Here is a 19348-nt window from a genome sequence, read left to right as displayed (position 1 = left end):
CGTTGACAGCTTCACGTTCGTTGACAACCACCGGCCTGGCCCCGCCGTAACACCGTTACGGGGAGCAGAATGAGGGCTTGCCTCCGCCACCGACCCCACCGGGACGCCGATGAACTCCGTTGCTCCGTTCGCGCACGAGGCCCTGTTCTACCGGGACGAGGACGACTTCCTCTCCGGTACGACCAGATTCGTCGCGGACGGCGTGAACAGAGGCGAGCCCGTGCTGGTCGCGGTGCCGGAGCCGAGCATCGCTCTGCTGCGCGGGCGGCTGGGCAGCCAAGCGGACCACGTGCACTTCATCGACATGATCGAGGCGGGCCGCAATCCGGGCCGGATCATTCCCGGCGTGCTGATGGCGTTCAGCGCGAGCGCTCCGCAGAGCCGGGTGCGGATGGTGGGCGAGCCGGTGTGGCCCGGACGCACCGAGCTCGAGTACCCGGCGTGCGTGCAGCATGAGGCGTTGATCAACACGGCGTTCGAGGGACGCAACGGCACCCTGTTGTGTCTTTACGACGCCACTTCGCTGCCGGACCACATGCTGGAGGACGCCCGGCGCACGCACCCGGTCCTGATCGACGGTGCCAAACGGATCGCGAGCGAGTGCTACACCGACCCGGCCAGTCTGGCCGACGTCTACAACGTGCCGTTGCCCCCGCCGCCGGCGACGGCCGAGGAGCACACCTTCTCCGTCGGCACGCTCGCGCACATGCGCAAGCTCGTGTCGGCGTATGCGACGTGGTTGCGCCGCCAGCAGGTCGAGGATCTGGTCCTCGCCGTGAACGAGCTCGCGACCAACAGCATCCTGCACGCGTCCGGGCGCGGAGTGCTGCGGATGTGGCGTGAAGGCGACACCGCCGTGTGTGAAGTGAGCGACTCCGGCACGGGGTTTCCACACTCGTTCACCGGCCTGTCCGGCTTCGGAATCGTGATGGTGAACCTGTTGTGTGACCTGGTTCGCACCCACACGAGTCACACCGGTACCACCGTTCGAGTGTACTTAGGCCGGTAGAGAGTCAGCGCCATCTCATAGAAATGCGCGCGACACGCGGACCTGGTTGCCTGGCACACCTATGACCGAGCAACTCTCCCCCCTCGACATCGCTTTCCTCGCCATGGAGGGCAACAGCAATCCGTTGCACCTGGGCGCGGTCGCGACCTTCGCACCCTCCACTCCGGTGCATCCGGCTCGCATCGCCGCCGTGCTGTGCGAACGGGCGCAGGAGATTCCCCGCCTGCGCCAGCGCGCCCGCACGTCGTTGCTGGGTGGCGCGCGCTGGGTGGAGGATCCCGGTTTCGCGCCTGAGGACCACGTCTTCACGCACCACGTGCGCGGCCGGGAACGGTTCGCCACCTTGGTCTCCCACCTCATGGCGCAGCCGCTGGACCTCGCGCGCCCGCCGTGGGAGTTGCACGTCATCACCGGTCTCACGGGCGGACGGTTCGCCGTCGTCGCCAAGCTGCACCACTCGCTGTGCGACGGCATGAAGGCCGTTGGCCTGGGAATTCAGCTGTTCGACCCGTCGCGGCTGTCCATTCCGGACGCTCCCGCGCAGCCGCCGAAGTCGATCATCCCGTCGATCCCGTCGCTGCGCGGGATCAAGGACACCCTCGACATCGCCTCGTCGGTGCTGATGAACACCCGCCCGCCGACGCTGAACTCGCCGGTGCTCACCTCGTCGACCCGGCCCCGCCGCGTGGTGATGTCCAGGCTGGATCTCGCGGACGTGCACCGAATCCGGCGCGCCCACGGCGGCACGGTGAACGACGTGTTGCTCGCGCTCGTCACGGGTGCGTTGCGGCACTGGCTCTCCGCGCACGGCAGCGCGGGCCCGTCATCGGTCGTCCGCGCCCTGATCCCGGTTAACCAGCGCTCACGCTCCGGCGACGCGGCGGCGGGCAACCAGATCTCGGGGTTCCTGGTGGCGTTGCCCGTGGGCGAGCCGGACCCGGCGGAACGACTGCGCGACATCCGCGAGCAGATGGAGTCGGCGAAGGCGGCCGGCCCCGACCGCGGCGCCGGAGCGTTGCCCCGCCTCGCGGACAAGGTGCCGCCACTGGTGCACCGCCTGGCCGCACCGGTCGCTTCTCGCTGTGCCCCGCTGCTGTTCGACACGCTGGTCACGTCGGTGCCGCTGCCCTCCGTGCCGCTGTCGCTGGACGGCGCCGCGCTGTGCGAGATGTACCCGGTGGCCCCGGTCGCGCCCGGACACGCGGTGGGCATCGCGCTGTCGGTCTACCGCTCCTCGGTGCACGTCTGCCTGAACACCAACCAGTCGTGGATGTCCGACGCGCAGTGGCTCGACGGCGTGCTGCGCCGAGAGGTGTCGTCCCTTCAGGACGCGCGCGAGCTGGTGGGTTTGCCGAGGTAGAGCGCCGGAAAACCTGGCGGCATGAGCAACACCGTGATCCTCGACGTCGACGGCACCCTCGTCGACACCAACTACCACCACACGGTGGCGTGGCTGCGCGCCTTCAGCAGCGTCGACGTCACCGTGCCCGCGTGGCGCGTGCACCGCGCGATCGGCATGGGCGGCGACAAATTGGTGGCCGCCGTCGCCGGCGACAAGGTGGAGCAGGACCACGGCGACGCGCTGCGGGCCGAGTGGGAACGGCGCTTCGACGAGATCATCGACGAGATCCAGCCGCTGGAGGGCGCGCACCGCCTGGTCCGCGCCGCCACGGAGATGGGCCTGACCGTCGTGCTCGCCAGCTCGGGCAAGCGCAAGCACATCGAGCACTACCTCAAGCTGATCGATCCGGGTGACGTCGCGTGGACGTCCTCCGACGACGTCGACGACAGCAAACCGGCACCCGACCTGATCCAGGTGGCACTGCGCAAGGTGCAAAACTCCCGCGCGGTCGTCGTCGGCGACTCGGTGTGGGACTGCGAGGCCGCGCGCCGCGCCGGGCTGCCGTCGATCGGGTTGCTGACCGGCGGGTTCAGCGAGGACGAGCTGTTCGACCACGGCGCCTCGGCCGTGCACGCGGACCTGGACTCGCTGCGGGCGGAGCTGGCCGACCTGCCGTTCGCCGAGGTGACCGACCCCAACGCCTGACCCCCCACCCCAACGCTGTCACCCCGCTCGCCAGGACGTGTGCCGAAGTGGCGCTCGTTCACTCACGCCAACCTCACCCGCCCCATTTTTCGGCACGCGGGGCCCTTTCGTTCGCTCTGACAGTACGAAAGGGCCCCGCGTGCCGTCGGCAGGACGGGCGGGGACTGCGGAGCGTGCTGGCTGTGGCGTTGCTTCACTCGAACGATGCGACTTCGACGCAAGGCCTAGAATTGAAACTGGGGGAACCCGGTCTGCGCCGTGTGTGTGGTGGGTGCTGACGGCCGTGTCCCTACGGCTTGGGGCCGGTCGACGGGCGCGGGTCCGTCGTTTTGGGTCCGCGGTCCTTGCTCTTGCTCGGCTTGGCCGGATCCGAGGTGGGCTCCACTGGGCTTTCCGACGATGCCGCCGACGACCCCGGCGCCACCGTCCCCGTCGGCACCACGGCCCCGGGCTGCGGCGCACCGGGCGCGTCCGGATCACCCGGCGGCTGCACCACGGTCACCGTGGACGGCGACACCGTCACCACCTGGGTCTGCGCGTCCGGCACCACCGGCTGGTCCGCCGCCGGCGCCTCGCTCCCGCCGCCGCCGAGGTTCGCCACCGCGACCGCCACCGCCGTCGCGGCCGCCGCACAGGCCGCGGTGATCGCCACACGCTTGCCCCGCCGCGACCGGGGCACCGGCACAACCGAACCCGAGTCCGAAGCACCCGAGCCCGAAGAAGCCGGCTCCGACACCGCCGCGCCCGGCAACAACGCCGGCAACCCCCGGCTCGCCTCGTGCGCGGCCGACAGCGAACGGGCGCACTGAGCGGCGGTGGGCCGGCGCGCCGGGTCCATGTCCGTCATCGCGGACAGCAACGACACCCAGGCCAACGGCAGGTCGACCGGGATCCGCGGCGCCCGCGCCAGCCTGGCCAGCGCCGCCTCGGCGTCCCCGCCGGGGTACTCGGGCCGTCCGGTCAGGCACTCGAGCAGCACCAGGCCGAGCGAGTACACGTCCGCCGCCGGCCCGACGTCAGCGCCGCGCACCTGCTCCGGCGACAGGTACCCGGCGGTCCCGACCAGGACCCCGGAGGTCGTCACCCGCGTGACCTCGGCGACCAGCGCGAGACCGAAGTCCGCCAGGTACGCCTGCTTCTCGGTGTCGTCGAGCAGGATGTTCGACGGCTTGACGTCGCGGTGCACCACGCCCATCGCGTGCACGTGGTCGAGCGTGAAAGCGACCTGCCCGCCGATCCGCGCGACGAACCGGGGCGGTAGCGGCTCGCGCATGCGCTGGCGCAGGGTGCCGCCGGTGATCTCGCGCATCACGAAGTACGGGCGCCGCGACACGGCCCCGGAGGCGTACACCGGGATGAGGCCGGGGCACTCCAGCGAAGACAGCATGGCCGCCTCGCGCTGCAACCGGAGCTCGTCGTCGGGCAGACCGGCGCCGCTGAAGACCTTGATCGCCACTGAGGACGTGGTCGAGCGGTCGTAGGCCCGGTAGACCTCGGCCATGCCACCCGACCCGAGCAGCGAGCCCACGACGTAGCGGTTGTCGATCACCGCTCCAGTCAGGTCGCCGTCCCAGGGTGCGCTCATGGGCCTCCGCTCGTTGCGCAGCAACCTAACGGGTCGCGTGGAATTCCGGCTACCCGGCCGACCTGAAGATCAAACTACAATCAGTCCGGCTTCGATCTCCCGGACCACCTCAACGTCCCGTTCGAGCTGTTCAAGATCGGTCGTCGCCAGCACCACATAGCCCAACGACGTCCACAGGTCATCGGTACGCGGCACCAACGAACCCTCGCGGTACGGCAGCACGTCGCGCTGGTAGCTCGGCAGCAGGTCCGGCAACTCGTCGAACCGCACCGCGTTCGCCAGCTCGCCGGCCGCGGGCGACGACAGGTACACCGACTTCACGTGCTGGTGCTGGGTGTACCGGCCGACCGAGGTATCGCCGTCCACGCGGTGGCGCACCATCCGGGTGATCTGGCTTTCCCGCGCGCCCAGCAGCGACAGCTCCTGCTGCTCGGCACCGGCCAGCCGGGCGCCGATCTCGATCAACCGCGGACCGGTTGCGGTGATCATGACCTCCACGTGCGCGGGACCGTTGCGCACCCCGGTCGCGTCGAGCACCTGGCAGACGTACTCGAACAGCACGTCGACCACCGGGTCGTCGGCCGAGACGAAGGTGTTGGACAGGTAGATGCCCAGCCGGTCGCCACGGCACTGTTTGGCGTAGCGCCAGACGGCGGCCAAGCCGTGCTGACCGTCGATCGAGTAGGTGTCGACCTCGTACTCGGTGCCGACCGCGAGTTCCTGCACGAGCACCTTGTCGTTGCGGAGGTTCAGCTTGTTAACGCTGCCGAGGATCCGGTCGAACTTGGCCCGCCAGTCGTCGCCCGGCCGCGCCACGAACACGTCGTCGGTACCGCCGCTCTCCTGCGGCTTCAGCACGATCGGCGAGTTCTCCAAGCCCTCGCGGCGCAACCAGCCGGCCACCTCGTCCACGCGGTCCGAGCTGATCTGCCGCAGGTGCGGGACGTCGGCGGACCGCAGCGCCACGGCCATCTGCCACTTGTCGCGCCGCGCGGACGACAACGTCAGCACGTTCGACCGGCCCGGCACGATGAGCTCGGACAGCGCCTCGGCGGCCTCGACACCGGTCTCGGTACCCGGCACGACGGCGAGCGGGTCGTGCCCGGCGAGCTTCGCGGCGAGCTCGTCCAGGTCCGACAGGACGTGCACCTCGCGGTAGTCGCCGGGCGTCCACGTCTTCGCGAGCCCGGCGGGTGGTTCCGGAGTCGTCAGCACCGCGATCGCCTCGACGCCACGCTCGGCGAAGGCGGGCGCGATGCCCCTTCCGGCCGAGTACGGATCCACCACCACGATGCTGTCCGCCACCGCTGCTCCTCCTCAATCGTAAAGATGTCTGCCGAACGAGGAGCACAACAGCAGTGGCGTGACCAGGCATTCCTGTCTCGATTGGGTCGAGACGACCGTCACTCGAAACGCAACTTCTCGTAGACGGCTGCTGTCACCAGACAGCCGGAAGACGTCCGCCACACCCGAGCGAGCCGGGTCCGCAGGTCCGCGCCCCCGCTCAGAGCCTGGGCCACGAACTGCAGCCCGAGCAGCTCCGCGACGATCTGCTCGGCCGCGTGCCGCACGTTGACGTCGGCCCGCAGCTCACCGCGTTCCTCGGCCAGCGTGAGCAGGTCCCGCACGACCGCGATCCAGCCGACGACCTGCGCGGCGGCCACGACGTCGAAGAACACCGCCTCCCGCAACAGCTTCGCGCTCACCCGCACGGTGAGATCGGTTTCCAGCCTGCGGACGAACTCGAACGACATCCCGATCAGCGCCTGGACCGGCGAGGCCTCGATCGCGAGCTGTTCGTCGCGCAACCGGTGCCACAGCAGGGACTGCTCCTCGATGATCGCGACCCCGAGCGCCTCTTTGGACCGAAAATGGCAATACAACGCGCCTTTGGACACATTCGCTCGGGCGCACACGGCGGTGAGGCTGGATCCGGCGAACCCGTCGCGGTCGAACACCTCGCTCGCCGCACGCAGCAGCCTGTCCCGCGTGTGGGTCGCTCTCTCGCGTTTGGTGCTCATGCCTCGGTCCGCGCAGAGCCTGTCGCGACGGCGGCGGCCAGCGTGTCGGGCATCTGCCAGTACTGCTCGATCTCCCCCAGATGCACCGAGAGCACACCGGAGAAGCGCAGGTCGACGCGTTCTCCGGTGGCGAGCACCCGCCAGCGCGCCTGTCCGACCACAGCGGCGTCACCTCCGTCGACGATCACCTGGCGCACCGAGAGCTGCTCCAGGCCGAACGTGGCGAACAAGGTCAGGAAGTGGGACTCGACCTCTCTGCGGGTCCGCGGGCCGGTCGTCCACCGGGCGCCGTTCGGTTCCGGCGCCTCCCATTCCACGGTCGGTGCGCACAACCGCGCGATGCCTGGTGCGTCCTGCGCCGCGAGACGTGCGAGGAACACCTGCACCACTTCGACCGTCGAGAGCATTTTCTCCACCTTCTCATCCCGGTCATTGCTGCAGCAACGATCACGGTACAGTCACACTAGTCAGGTGCCCGAAATGCGAGAGCACACACCCCGATGGACCAGCTGCGTTTACCCCAAACATCCGATCGGGCGATTCCACCAGTACCTGAAGTTTCAACGACCGTCGGTATCACCGCAATGCACGGCACGGGCATCCTGACTTTGAGGCAAGGTGGATGACGCACCCGCCATCACACCGAAACGGAGCAGAACCGTGCTCAAGGCAGTCCGTGAAGCCCACGAGCACCAGGACGTCCCGCCGATTACCGCCTTGATTCCACAGGCGCGGCGAGAGCAGGGCCTCACCCAGCGCGAACTCGCGGACCTGTTGTGCGAGATCTCACAAAACGACAGCGTCACCCGTGAAGAAGTGTCGAGATGGGAACGCGGCAAACGCATTCCCGGCCCCTACTGGCGTGCCTGGATCAGCGCGGCGCTCGACGTGCCGCACACCGAGGTAGACCGGGCCGCGGTGATCGAGCGGGAATCCCGCAGGACACGCGGCGAAGAGCACCCCCACTAGCGGAGCGCGGGCAGACGGCAGGGGTCTGCCCGCCCGCTGGAGGGTGGCGCCGTCGCGGCCGCCGCGGTGCCACCCTCCCCACAAGTCCCAGGCAGCAGGGACCTTTGGCCCCCTGTGCGTCCGCGCACAGGGGGCCAAACTGCGTGACGTGACAGCATTCGGAAACTCCGTCGCAACGTTACTGCTACTCGCCGGTACCGCGTTCGGCAGCGCACCGGGGGTTTCTCCGGTGAAGGTGAACGAGATCTCACTCGGACCCGCTGGATTCGTCGAGCTGCGCAACACCGGCTCCACTACCGCAGACATCGGAGGATGGTCGGTGCAGTCCTGCGTGGGCGGCACCGCGCGAATCCTCGCCACCATCTCCCCCGACACCGTCCTGCCACCGGGTGAATACTTCGTGATAGTCGGCGCCGCGTTCAGCGGAACGATGCCCAACGGACAAGTCGTGGACACCGTGGGTGGAAGCGGCGTAATCGCCCGGAACCGGCACGGTGCGCACACCGACAGCGTGGGGCTCAGCTCCTCCTCGCCATGCCGCGAGGACGGCTCGGCAACCCCCTGCGACAATTCCTCGCTCGGCCGCGACAGCGACTCGCGCGACACGGATCACAACTCGGCCGACTTCACCTGCCGAATTCCGTCTCCCGGCGAAACCAATCTCTGACTAATCGTCAGTGGCCCCTTTCGAACCCGAACGAATGCGAGCAAAGTCAGTCCCAGCGGCAAGACAGGTCGTTCCCCTCGACCAGTCGAGTCGCGACGAGAAATACCCCGAAATCACTTTCTCGAAGGGACAAGACAATGCGTCGACTGCTGAGCGGAGCTGCTGCGCTCGCAATCGCGAGCACCATCGCGTTTGCGGGAATGGCCTCGGCCGCCGAGGAGCCCACGGCTCCCGAGGTCATGCAGCTGCCGGCAGTGCTGATCAACGAGGTCTCCACGATGGGCCCGAACGGGGCGCTCGACGAGGCGATCGAGATCATCAACACCACGAACGAGCAGGTGGACCTGTCCAACTGGGTCATCCGGATCTACAACCAGCGCAACGAGGTCATCCAGACGATCCCGCTGTTCGACCCGCTGGGTGCGCCGATCACGCTGGCGCCGGCGAACAACGTCGGCAGCACGCTCGTGCTGACGGGTGCCGAGTTCTCCGGCACCACCTCGACCCCGAACGTTCTCCCGGTTCGCTTCCTCGGTGTCGATGGCATCCCGACGCTCGGCGGCGTCGCGATCTTCGGCAGCGCGGCCCCGAGCGCCTTCAAGATCGACGGTGTCGCATTCTCGGCTCCGGTGGGCGCCGCCAAGGAAGGTGTTCACGCCCAGCCCGAGAACCAGCGCACCGCTCAGCTCGCCGGTTCGAACACGCGCAACCTGCTGAACCAGGACACGAACAACAACCAGCGCGACTTCTCGCTGCAGGAACGCACCTTCTGATCGACTGACACCGACCGTCAACCGGGTGCAACCACTGAGGTGCCCGGGCCGCCACCCCTCGGCGGCCCGGGCACCTCCGCGTCTGGCGCGAAGTCGCCAACGGCGACTAACCGCCGCTTTTTCCTGTTTCCCAACGTAATCCGGCCCCTCATCCTGCTCTGACCTGATCACCGAGGGAGGGCGCCGTGATTCGACAAGTTCTGGCACTTGCCGTTGCCGCCGCAACGCTCGTCGCACCAGCCGCGTCCGCCGCGCCGGCACCGCCGCCGGCACAGACGTCCGAGGCTTCCCACCGGATCACGCTGATCACCGGTGACGTCGTCGACTACACCGAACGGTCGGACGGCCGGAAGGTCGCGCAGATCCACGCCGCGCCTAGGGACGGCGAACAGCCCGTCTTCCACACGATGACGACGGCGAAAGGTCTGCACGTCTACCCGTCCGACGCGATCGGCGCCGTCACGTCCGGCACCGTCGAACGCACTCTCTTCAACGTCACCGAACTGGTTCGCACCGGCCAGTCCGACGACCGCACGACGACCGTCCCCGTGCTCATGACCGGCGGTTTCAGCGCCAGCGCGCACACCAGGATCAACAGCCTCAACGCCTCCGGCATCCACGTTGAAAAGGCCAAGGCGCAGGAGTTCTGGCGTTCCCTCGACATGAGCGCGAAGTCCGGCGTGCGGCTGAAGTACGACCGGCCGATCCGGATCACGCTCGACCAGACCACCAAGCAGGTCGGCGCCCCGGCGGCGTGGGCCCAGGGCCTCAACGGCACGGGCGTCACGGTCGCCGTCGTCGACACCGGCATCGACCCGAACCACCCGGACGTCGCCGGGAAGATCACCGCGGCGGAGAACTTCTCCGACGAACCGGACGTCGTCGACCGGCACGGCCACGGCACCCACGTCGCCTCGACCATCGCGGGCACCGGCGCCGGTTCGGCCGGGAAGTACAAAGGCGTTGCCCCGGAGGCGAAACTCGTGATCGCCAAGGTGTTCAACGGCGCGGGCGAAGCCGACACCTCGCAGGTGATGGCGGGCATCGACTGGGCGGCGCGCTCCGGCGCGAAGATCGTCAACCTGAGCCTGGGCGGTGACGTCACCGACGGTTCCGACGACCTCAGCGCGCAGGTCGACCGGCTCTCCGCCGAAACCGGCGTGCTGTTCGTGGTGGCGGCGGGCAACAACGGCCCGGCCGGACGTTCGATCACCTCCCCCGGTGCCGCGGCCGCCGCGCTGACGGTCGGCGCGGTCGACCGGCAGAACAAGCTGGCGCAGTTCAGCAGCACCGGCCCGCGCATCGGCGACGCGCACGTGAAGCCCGAGATCAACGCGCCGGGCGTCGGCGTGGTGGCCGCGCGGGCCGCCGACACGTCGATGGGCGCGCCGGTCTCCGACCTCTACACCGCGTCCTCCGGCACCTCGATGGCCACTCCGCACGTGGCGGGCGCCGCCGCTCTGCTGGTACAGCAGCACCCCGACTGGCCCGCGCAGACGCTGAAGAACGCACTCGTGACCAGCGCGGCCGACGTCGGCCTGCCCTGGTACGAGCAGGGTGCGGGACGGCTCGACGTCGCGAAGGCCGTCACGCAGAAGGCCACCGCCACCGCGGCCGTGAGCTTCGAGCGCTACACAAGGGGAACGGGCGGAGTGCTCACCCGGGAACTCAGCTACACCAACGACTCCGACGCACCGCTGACGCTTGATCTCGTCGCCACGATGAAGGGCTGGGACGGCAAGCCGACCACGGCCTTCAAGCTCAGCACCGCGAACCTCACCCTCCCGGCCCGCGCCAAGGCCACCGCCACCCTCACCCTCGACCCCGAAGCCGGCCCGGCAGGTGTGTACGGAGGCACCGTGACGGCCACCGGGACCGGCACCGCGTTGCGCACTCCGGTGAGCGTTTATGAGGCGCCACAGACGTTCCCGGTGTCGGTGCACGTCCGCGACACCGCGGGCAAGGCCCCGGCCCCGGCGTTCGGCCAGCTGATCGACGACTCCAATGGCGGGGACGACGTCAACGACCCGTTCGACGACACCGTCAGCTACGTCTTCGACGTCGTGAACGGCGAGGGTCTCGCGAACGTGCCGAGCGGCCGTTACTCCGCGGTGAGCTGGGCGACCGAGAACACGGCGGGTGTGCGCCGCTGGTCCGCGCTCGCCGCACCGGAACTGACGGTCTCGGGCGCTCACGACGTCGCACTCGACGCCCAGCGGACCGTGCCGATCGAGGTCGTGCCACCCGGCCCGGCCGAGCAACGCGACCGCACCGTGACGATGCGCCGGGTGCTGCCCGCCGAGGGCGGCCGGACGCCGCTCATCATCGAGACCGCAGCCGCGCTCGGCAGCGCCTCGTGGGAGATCCGCGCGACCCCGTCCGCCGCCGCCAAGAAGGGCGCGATCTCGTTGCAGGACAACGTGACCCTGCAGACCGCCACAGTCACGTTGAGCGCGGCGGGCAAGACGGTGCACACCGACGGCGACGTCGGCACCCTGTCCGCGAAGTGGCCCGGCGACCTGACCGACGGCTTCAAGGTGGTCAAGATCAGGCCGGACACGCCCGCGAACATGGTCAAGGCCGCCAACACCGCCGCGACCGCCGCCGCCCAGGAAGGCAAGAAGGCACTGGTGTCCTATGTGGACCAGCCGAACGCCCTCCCGCTCACCGGTCTCGCCAGCACCGCGCTGCCGTCGCTGAGCGTCGGCAACGCCGACGGTGAGTTCCTGGCCAGGCAGACGGCGCTGAAGCTCAGCGTCAAACCCGCTCCCGAGTCGGTGTTCAACCTCAGCTACCTCGACGGCAACGGCATCCCGGCCGCCCACCGCACCACGGTCGACCCTGCTCAGCTCGTGCTGCGCAAGACCGCCTACCACGCCGACAAACCCGGCCTGACCGTGCAGAAGACCTGGTACCCGTTCCCGACCGGGCTGTGGCAGACGCAGATCCTGCGCGGCACCACGTTCACCCCGCCCGCCGCCTGGAACGAGTACGTCGGCCCCGGCGACGACCGGATCGTCTGGAAGCGGCACGTGACGCTGAGCGGCACCGACGCCAAAGGTCAGCGCGCGGCGATGACCATGTTCCAGGAGAACGTGTTCCGCACGGGCGCTGCCGCGGCCGTGGAACGGTGGTTCGCGGGACCGATGCACAGCACCGCGCTCGCCCTGCAGGCCGACCACCCGGCCCGCTACCCCGCGGCCGGCGACGCGTGGCGGCAGCTCTGTTCGAACTGCCGGGCGGGCGACACGTTCGTCCCGGCTCTGCAGTGGACGGACGGCACCCCCGGCCACTACACGAACCCTTACCAGAACAGCAAGTTCTTCACGACCACCAAGGTCCGGCTCTTCCAGGGCAACCAGGAGATCCCGCAGAACCACGAGCCGCTCGCGTTCTACCCGACCTTCACGATGGCGCCGAACCCGGCCACCTACCGCCTGGAGGCGGTGGAGACGCACGCACCGGGAGCCGTCGCGGGTGCGATCAACCCCGTCCTGTTCACCCTGGCCCCGCGCACCGAGACGACGTGGACGTTCCAGTCGCAGCGGTCGCTCAACCCGCCGCCGCGTGGCTATTCCTGCCACGCCCAGGCGACCAGCTGCCAGTTCCAGCCGCTCATCCAGCTGCGCCACGACCTGCCGCTCGACCTCAAGAACTCCGCACCGGCGAACAAGCCGTTCGGCTACCACGTGCACGCGACCGGCGGCGCGCCCGTGACCGTGGTGAAGGTGCAGTGGTCGGCGGACGGCGTGACGTGGCGGCAGGCGGCCGTCCAACCGGCGGGAGACCGCTGGCAGGTCACGATCGACCAGCCCACCGGTGACGTGTGGCTGCGCACCGAAGCCAGGGACGGAGCCGGAAACACGGTAGCGCAGACCGTGCAGAAGGCCTTCCGTACCTACTCCGGCGGCTGAGGTGGTGGGAGCAGGGAACTAGCACCTCGTGCCGCGGCGCGCAGGCCCGCCTGAAAGCGGGTCTGCGCGCCCAGTTCGTCCATCAGCCGGTGCAACCGCCGCTGGAACGTCCGGTAGCTCAACCCGAGCTGCTTCGCGATGCTGCGGTCCGGCAACCCGGTGGCCAGCAACGCGAGCAGCCGCGCGTCCGCGATCGAGACCTCGTTCGAGGTGGGCTGACCGGGCAACGACAACGGCACCGCGTCCTCCCACAGCTTGGCGAACAACGCCCCGAGCGAGTCCAGCAACGCCGACCGGTGCACGATGACCGCGCTCTCCAAGGTCGTCTCCGTGCTGTGCAACGGGATCAGCCCCAGGTGCGAGTCGGCGAGGATCATCTTCGTCGGCGCGAGCGCGACGACCCGTGCCTCCTCCCCCAGCGACAGCCCCATTTCCAGGTCAGCGCGCAGGTCGTGCAGCTCCAACGCCTGACGCTCGTAGATCCCGCGGAACCGCACTCCGCGGTTCAGCAGCTCCTCCTCCACCGGGTGCAACGACGTCGGCGGCGTGGCGTACGGCGGCTTGTCCACGAACCGCACCTCGTGCCGGGCCGTCCGCATCACCTGGTCGACCCGCTGCGAGATCGCCTCGGCCCCGTGGACCACCTCGACGAGGTCGGCGGGCGCGCGCAGTCCCGCCGCGCGTTCGTACCGCACCTGCAACTCGCCGGCCAGCAACCGGTCCCGCCGCAGATCGTCCTCCTGGCGCAGGAAGTACGTCGCCAGCGCGACGTCCGGGGCCACGGCCGTGTGCAGACCGTTGACGTGGTGGACGAAACCGAGATCGGTCAAGGTCCTCAGCGAGGTGCGAACGGCCCGCTCAGCCAGGTCCGTGGCAAGGCAGAGCTCCGGCACCCCCAGTTGGTACGAGTCCACGAGCATTTCGTAAACCGCGAGTTCCGCCGGGCGCAGTCCGAGCACGCAAGCCAGTATGCCGACTTCGGGCAGCCGTTGACGGGGGCCAGACCCAGGTGTAGACCTACCTCGAAAAGGTTTACAACCCGTTTCACAGATGTGACCACGCCGCCGCTCGCTGTTGCACCAACGCATGCGCGCGAAAGGACGGCAATGGAGACCAACCGCCGCGACTTCCTCAGGGTCGCCGGGGCCACCGCTGGTGTCACGATGTTGTCGGGCTCGTTCCTGACCGCGCCGGTGGCGGCGGAAGAACACGCGGCGATCCCGCTGGCCGAGTCGCCGTGGGACCAGGTGCCCGCGATTCTCGCCAGGATCGTGCCGCCCACCTTCCCCGACGCCAGGTTCGACATCACCGCCTATGGCGCCAAGGGCGACGGCAAGACCAAGAACACCGAGGCGTTCAGGAAGGCGATCGAGGCGTGCACCGCGGCGGGCGGCGGCCAGGTCGTCGTGCCGAAGGGCAGCTTCCTCACCGGCGCGATCACCCTGCTGAGCAACGTGAACCTGGTCGTCTCCGAGGGCGCCACGATCAAGTTCTCCACCGATCCCAAGGACTACCCGCTGGTTTTCACCCGGTGGCAGGGCATCGAGTGCATGAACTTCTCCTCGTTCATCTACGCCCGCAAGGCCGAGAACATCGCGATCACCGGCCCCGGCCTGATCGACGGCCAGGGCCCGTCCGGCCCCTGGTTCGACTACGACGGCAAGCGCCAGCCCGACTGGGAACAGCTGCAGAAGCAGGCGGTGGACAACAAGCCGGTAGCCGACCGCAAGTTCGGCATGGGCCACTACCTCAAGCCGAACATGGTCACGCTCTACGAGTGCAGGAACATCCTGATCGAGGGCGTGCGGCTGCGGAACTCCGCGATGTGGAACGTGCATCCGGTGCTGTGCACCAACGTGACGATCCGCGACATCTTCGTCTACAGCCGCGGCGGCATGGTCGACGGCTGCGATCCCGAGGCCTCGCAGTACGTGCACATCACCGGCTGCCGGTTCGACTGCGGTGACGACGGCATCGCGATCAAGGCCGGCCGCGACATCGACGGCCGGCGTGTGGGCGTGGCGAGCGAGAACATCGTCATCGAGAACTGCTCGTTCGAGGGCCGCTGGGGCGCGCTGACGGTCGGCAGCGAGATGTCCGGCGGCGTGCGCAACGTTTTCTTCCAGGACTGCACGGTGAAGAAGGGCTCGTCCTACAAGCCGTTCCACGTCCTGTACATCAAGACGAACAAGCGGCGCGGCGGCACCGTCGAGAACATCCACGCCCGGCGGATCAAGGCGACCGACGTCGACCGCGAGGCGATCATGGTGACGCTGAACTACAGCCTCACCGGCCCCGGCTACGGCCCGATCGTGAACCCCAAGGTGCAGAACATCACCGCCGACGGCTTCACCGTCAACGGGGTCAAGAAGACCGCCGTCACGCTGGACGGCCTGGCCGAGTCGCACATCAAGAACGTGGCGATCTCGAACAGCACGTTCACCGGCGTCAGCACCGCCAAACCGTCGATCAAGAACGCCGACGGCACCACGTTCACGAACGTCACCATCAACGGCAAGAAGGTCTGAGGGGAAGTCCTGTGTCCTTGTCACGTCGTGATTTCGCGCGTGTGTCCGGCCTGACGGCCGCCGGTCTCCTGCTCCCGGCAGGCGTGGCGGCAGCCGTTCCGGTGTTCCGGGACCCGTGGCGGGAGGTGCCGGTCATCCTGGCCCGCATCTGCCCACCACGCTTCCGCAGGAAGGACTACGACGTCACCGCGTACGGCGCGAAAGGTGACGGCCTCACCAAGAACACCGAGGCGTTCCACCGCGCGATCACGGCGTGCCACCGAGCCGGTGGGGGACGTGTGGTCGTTCCCGCGGGCACGTTCCTCACCGGCGGCATCCGTCTTTTGTCCAATGTGGAGCTCCACGTCCGCGAGGGCGCCACGATCAAGTTCTCCACCGACCCGAACGACTACCTGCCGCTCGTGCTCACCCGGTGGGAGGGCACGCTCTGCTACAACTACCAGCCGTTCATCTACGCGTTCGAGCAGAAGAACATCGCCATCACGGGTCGCGGCACCATCGACGGCGACGCTCCGAGCGGCAGGTGGGCGAGCTGGGGCGCGGGCTCGACCGCGCTGCTGCGGCAGTGGGGCGAGGACGGCGTGCCCGTCGAGGAACGCGTCATGGGTCCCGGCAAGAACATGCGACCGAACATGATCCAGTTCTTCCGCTGCGAGAATCTCCTCGTCGAGGACGTGCTGATCAAGAACCCGGCGATGTGGTCGCTGCACTTCGTGTTCTCGCGCAACATCACCGTGCGGCGCATCGAGATCTACTCGACGAACTCACAGGGCGACGGCGTCGACCTGGACTCCTCCAGTTACGCGCACGTGCACGACTCGAAGTTCAACACCAACGACGACTGCGTCGTGGTGAAGTGCGGACGGGATGCCGACGGACGGCGGGTCGGCATCCCGTCCACCCACATCGTGGTGGAGCGCTGCAAGTTCTCCGGGCGCTGGGGTGGGATCACGGTCGGCAGCGAGATGTCCGGCGGGGTGTCCAAGGTCTTCTGCCGCGACTGCGAGATCAACGCAGCCGACTTCCCCGGCCGCTATCCGATCAAGCACGCGCTCTACATCAAGTGCAACCAGGACCGCGGCGGCGTCATCGACGGTGTGCACCTGCGCAACGTGTTCGGGCAGAACGTCGAGCGCGAGGTCCTGTTCGTGTCGATGTACTACCAGAACGGCGGCACCAAGGGACACTTTCCGCAGATCAACAACGTCACGGTCGACCGGATGCGGATCAACGGCGGCCGGGTCGCGGCGACCTTCCGCGGGTTCCCCGAGCAGCACATCAAGAACGTGCTCATCTCGAACTCGACGTTCACCGGGATCACCGAGCCGAACCTCATCGAGAACACCGACAACCTCGTGTTCCGCAACACCACGATCAACGGGGTGGTGCCGGCATGAGGTTCCTGCTGGCGCTCTTGCTGGTCGCCGCTGGGCTCTCGGCTGGTTCGCCGGTCGCGCTGGCCGGCTCCGGGCTGTCGTGGAAGACGGTGAACAACCCGTTCTCGCTGGACTTCCAGGACGGCCGGCGGACGTTGACCGGCCAGCGCGAGACGTTCTACCGGCTCGCCGACGGCACACAGCACTCGTTGACGAACATCGTTGCCCAGAAACGGGTTCCGGGCGGCGTGCGGTACGTCGTGGCAACGACGGAGGCTGCGCGGTCGGCTGACGTGGTCGTGACCCGGACCTCTCGTGGTCTGCGGGTGGGCTGGACGCTGGAGCCCTCCACCGGCGTCGCCCAGGTGTCCGCGAACCTCACCGGGTCGTTGGAGGAACACTTCCTCGGCGGCGGCGCGCACACGATGTTCGTTGACCTGCAACGCCGTGTACTGCTGAACAAGGCCGTGTTCGTCGGTGCCTCGACGTTCGGCAAGTGCAACAAGAACGGCGCGCCTTCGACGTTCTTCATGTCCAGCGCGGGTTACGGCGTCTACGCGGACACCAAGGCGATCGGCCGGACGGCGTTCCCCGGTGCCCTCGCCGACGACCACTGCGCGGACAAGCCCGCGCCCTGCCCGGTGACGTTCGGGGTGCCGGACCGGATCCAGTTGTGCTTCAAGACCTCCCGGCTGGACTACGAGGTCTACGCGGGCTCGCCGGCGCAGGTCAACTCGGCGTACTTCCAGCGTGTCGGCACACCGACGCTGCCGCCCGCACGGCAGTTCGCGCTGACGAAGTGGCGGGACAAGTACAACCACTCTGACGAGGTCGTCGAGGACGTGACGCAGTTCCAGGCGCGCGGCGTCCCGCTCGACACGCTGTGGGTCGACAACCCGTGGGAACAGGGCCCGGTCGGCGCACGCCCGACGTACGCGTGCATCGGCACGTTGAAGTTCGACAAGACGATGTACCCGGACGCCCAGGGCACGATCGACTGGATGCGCTCGCGTGGCGTGAACATGGGCGTGTGGGTGGCGCCGTTCCTCAACAAGATGTCTGACGGCAAGGAATGTCCGCACGACTACCCGGCAGGTTCGTTCGCACAGTCCGACCGCACGAACGTGTGGGACATCGACCTCACGAACCCGGTCGCGCGCGCTCACTACGAGGCGAAGCTCGAAGCCGTCTTCCGGATGGGCGTGAACTTCGTCAAGGGCGACCGGGGCGAGGAGCACAACTTCGAGGAGACGACGTTCGCCGGCGGGCCCGGCACGGTGATCCACAACCAGTACCCGCTGCTGTACGCGGAATCCGTGGTGAAGATGCTGCGGAAGGTGCACGGCGACAACTACACGACGCTGTTCCGCGCGGGCGGTGACGGGATGCCCACGCTGTTGCGCGGCTTCTGGCAGGCCGACGCCGACATGAGCTTCGACGGCCTGCGGCTCACGACCCGGCGCGGCATCAACTCGTGGATCTCCGGCCACCCGGTGCACGGCTCGGACATCGGCGGGTACCGGAACCTGGGCGGCGGCCCGTCGGAGTCGCTGTTCGTGCGGTGGGCCCAGCAGTCCGCGGTGACGCCGGTGTTCCAGGTCGGCAGCTCCGGCCGCAACTCCACACCGTGGGTCTACGACGCGGCGACGTTCGAACGGTTCCGGCGCGCGGCCGTGCTGCACTACGAACTGTTCCCGTACCTGTACGCCCAAGCGGTCCGGGCTTCTCGCGACGGCACGCCGATCACGCAACCGATGGCGTTCCGGTATCCCGGAGAAGAGGCCGCGTGGAAGGCCGACCAGCAGTTCATGGTCGGTCCGGACCTGCTCGCGGCTCCGGTGACGGCGGATCGCGCCGAGGCCGACGGTGCCGCGGGGAAGCCGACGCCGGTCGACGTGTGGCTGCCTCGCGGCGAGTGGATCGACCTGTACTCCGGCGAGCGGGTGGCCGGTGGGCGGACGATCACGCGGGAGACCACTTTGGACGAGTCCCCGCTGTATCTGCGGGCTTCCGCCGCGATGCCGTTCAACTTCCGGACGCCGGACATCTGGTCGAAGCCGTGGGGCGTCAACGACCTTGATCGAAAGGACCGTGCGGGCTGGCTCGTCTCCCCCACGGCTGACGGCAGGTTCGGCAACCTCCAGGTCGACTCGTTCGGCAAGCACCTGCTGGTCCGGCTCAGCGGCGCGCCGAAGGAGTCACAGCTGATGGTTCCGACAGGCGTCGAGCGCGTGGTGATCGACGGCAGGGTTCTCGAGCCCTCGACCGTGGAGGAACTGCGCGGGAAGGCGACGGGCTGGGCGTCCCTCTCCTCAACGCCCGGCACGTTCGGCGGCACGGTGCTGAAGCTCGAACCCCGACACGGCTCCAGCACCGTGCTGCTAAGTCTGTGAGTTCTCGTAGCAAATAAGACACAGACAGGGTCTCCACAGGCGGCTCACAGGAAACGGCCTCAATCT

The 19348-nt window shown here is 68.5% G+C and carries 15 protein-coding genes; 10 read left to right on the top strand and 5 right to left on the bottom strand.

Going from position 1 to position 19348, the window contains the following annotated elements:
- Positions 1 to 109 precede the first annotated feature (109 nt).
- From G7043_RS12790 to G7043_RS12780, 3 genes are all read left to right on the top strand, one after another.
- A complete protein-coding gene (locus G7043_RS12790; RefSeq protein WP_166045832.1) occupies positions 110 to 1009 on the top strand; it encodes an anti-sigma factor RsbA family regulatory protein in 900 nt (299 codons plus the stop codon).
- Between the two features lie 61 nt (positions 1010 to 1070).
- Positions 1071 to 2369, top strand: coding sequence for a wax ester/triacylglycerol synthase family O-acyltransferase (locus tag G7043_RS12785; protein WP_166045831.1), 1299 nt, complete (start codon positions 1071 to 1073; stop codon positions 2367 to 2369).
- Between the two features lie 21 nt (positions 2370 to 2390).
- Positions 2391 to 3056, top strand: coding sequence for an HAD family hydrolase (locus G7043_RS12780; protein WP_166045830.1), 666 nt, complete (start codon positions 2391 to 2393; stop codon positions 3054 to 3056).
- Between the two features lie 289 nt (positions 3057 to 3345).
- Here G7043_RS12780 and G7043_RS12775 read toward each other — a convergent pair whose 3' ends face one another.
- The 4 genes from G7043_RS12775 to G7043_RS12760 form a co-directional block, all read right to left on the bottom strand.
- Positions 3346 to 4641 (bottom strand): serine/threonine-protein kinase, encoded by a 1296-nt coding sequence (locus tag G7043_RS12775; protein ID WP_166045829.1) that lies wholly within the window; start codon positions 4639 to 4641, stop codon positions 3346 to 3348.
- A gap of 69 nt (positions 4642 to 4710) precedes the next feature.
- Positions 4711 to 5946, bottom strand: coding sequence for an ATP-grasp domain-containing protein (locus G7043_RS12770; protein ID WP_166045828.1), 1236 nt, complete (start codon positions 5944 to 5946; stop codon positions 4711 to 4713).
- A 98-nt stretch (positions 5947 to 6044) separates the two neighbouring features.
- Positions 6045 to 6662, bottom strand: coding sequence for a ScbR family autoregulator-binding transcription factor (locus tag G7043_RS12765; RefSeq protein WP_166045827.1), 618 nt, complete (start codon positions 6660 to 6662; stop codon positions 6045 to 6047).
- Entirely contained in the window at positions 6659 to 7069 is a 411-nt protein-coding gene (locus G7043_RS12760; protein WP_166045826.1) for a nuclear transport factor 2 family protein, read from the bottom strand. Before G7043_RS12760 ends, G7043_RS12765 begins: the two co-directional genes overlap by 4 nt.
- 211 nt (positions 7070 to 7280) lie before the next feature.
- On the opposite strand from G7043_RS12760, the gene G7043_RS12755 reads away from it, so the two are divergent.
- The 4 genes from G7043_RS12755 to G7043_RS12740 all read left to right on the top strand — a co-directional run bounded on the left by G7043_RS12755 (position 7281) and on the right by G7043_RS12740 (position 12985).
- On the top strand, positions 7281 to 7631 hold the full coding sequence (locus G7043_RS12755; protein WP_313887834.1) for a helix-turn-helix transcriptional regulator: 351 nt from the start codon (positions 7281 to 7283) through the stop codon (positions 7629 to 7631).
- Positions 7632 to 7779: 148 nt separating this feature from the next.
- The gene (locus tag G7043_RS12750; protein ID WP_166045825.1) at positions 7780 to 8298 is read left to right on the top strand and encodes a lamin tail domain-containing protein; all 519 of its coding nucleotides are present in this window, start codon (positions 7780 to 7782) and stop codon (positions 8296 to 8298) included.
- Between the two features lie 137 nt (positions 8299 to 8435).
- Positions 8436 to 9071, top strand: coding sequence for a lamin tail domain-containing protein (locus G7043_RS12745; protein ID WP_166045824.1), 636 nt, complete (start codon positions 8436 to 8438; stop codon positions 9069 to 9071).
- Between the two features lie 185 nt (positions 9072 to 9256).
- Positions 9257 to 12985 (top strand): S8 family peptidase, encoded by a 3729-nt coding sequence (locus G7043_RS12740; RefSeq protein ID WP_166045823.1) that lies wholly within the window; start codon positions 9257 to 9259, stop codon positions 12983 to 12985.
- Here G7043_RS12740 and G7043_RS12735 read toward each other — a convergent pair.
- Entirely contained in the window at positions 12970 to 13944 is a 975-nt protein-coding gene (locus G7043_RS12735; RefSeq protein ID WP_313887833.1) for a helix-turn-helix domain-containing protein, read from the bottom strand. The genes G7043_RS12740 and G7043_RS12735 overlap by 16 nt on opposite strands.
- A 147-nt stretch (positions 13945 to 14091) precedes the next feature.
- Between G7043_RS12735 and G7043_RS12730 the strand changes: the two genes are divergently transcribed.
- Genes G7043_RS12730 through G7043_RS12720 form a run of 3 tightly spaced genes read left to right on the top strand, consistent with a single transcriptional unit; the run spans position 14092 to position 19282 of the window.
- Positions 14092 to 15513, top strand: coding sequence for a glycoside hydrolase family 28 protein (locus tag G7043_RS12730; protein WP_166045822.1), 1422 nt, complete (start codon positions 14092 to 14094; stop codon positions 15511 to 15513).
- Positions 15514 to 15554: 41 nt separating this feature from the next.
- Complete coding sequence (locus G7043_RS12725) at positions 15555 to 16910, top strand: glycoside hydrolase family 28 protein (protein ID WP_207311120.1); 1356 nt, start codon at positions 15555 to 15557, stop codon at positions 16908 to 16910.
- Entirely contained in the window at positions 16907 to 19282 is a 2376-nt protein-coding gene (locus G7043_RS12720) for a glycoside hydrolase family 31 protein (RefSeq protein WP_166045820.1), read from the top strand. The genes G7043_RS12725 and G7043_RS12720 overlap by 4 nt, the downstream gene beginning before the upstream one ends.
- Positions 19283 to 19348 lie beyond the last annotated feature (66 nt).

It is taken from the genome of Lentzea alba, assembly GCF_011067745.1.
GTDB lineage: Bacteria > Actinomycetota > Actinomycetes > Mycobacteriales > Pseudonocardiaceae > Lentzea > Lentzea alba.
This window is presented reverse-complemented; position numbering and strand designations above follow the sequence as displayed.

Bases quoted from the DNA above. Each gene is read 5' to 3' on its own strand.
- G7043_RS12760 (WP_166045826.1), bottom strand. From the start codon at position 7,069: ATGCTCTCGACGGTCGAAGTGGTGCAGGTGTTCCTCGCACGTCTCGCG.
- G7043_RS12775 (WP_166045829.1), bottom strand. From the start codon at position 4,641: ATGAGCGCACCCTGGGACGGCGACCTGACTGGAGCGGTGATCGACAAC.
- G7043_RS12765 (WP_166045827.1), bottom strand. From the start codon at position 6,662: ATGAGCACCAAACGCGAGAGAGCGACCCACACGCGGGACAGGCTGCTG.
- G7043_RS12745 (WP_166045824.1), top strand. From the start codon at position 8,436: ATGCGTCGACTGCTGAGCGGAGCTGCTGCGCTCGCAATCGCGAGCACC.
- G7043_RS12730 (WP_166045822.1), top strand. From the start codon at position 14,092: ATGGAGACCAACCGCCGCGACTTCCTCAGGGTCGCCGGGGCCACCGCT.
- G7043_RS12780 (WP_166045830.1), top strand. From the start codon at position 2,391: ATGAGCAACACCGTGATCCTCGACGTCGACGGCACCCTCGTCGACACC.
- G7043_RS12720 (WP_166045820.1), top strand. From the start codon at position 16,907: ATGAGGTTCCTGCTGGCGCTCTTGCTGGTCGCCGCTGGGCTCTCGGCT.
- G7043_RS12785 (WP_166045831.1), top strand. From the start codon at position 1,071: ATGACCGAGCAACTCTCCCCCCTCGACATCGCTTTCCTCGCCATGGAG.
- G7043_RS12790 (WP_166045832.1), top strand. From the start codon at position 110: ATGAACTCCGTTGCTCCGTTCGCGCACGAGGCCCTGTTCTACCGGGAC.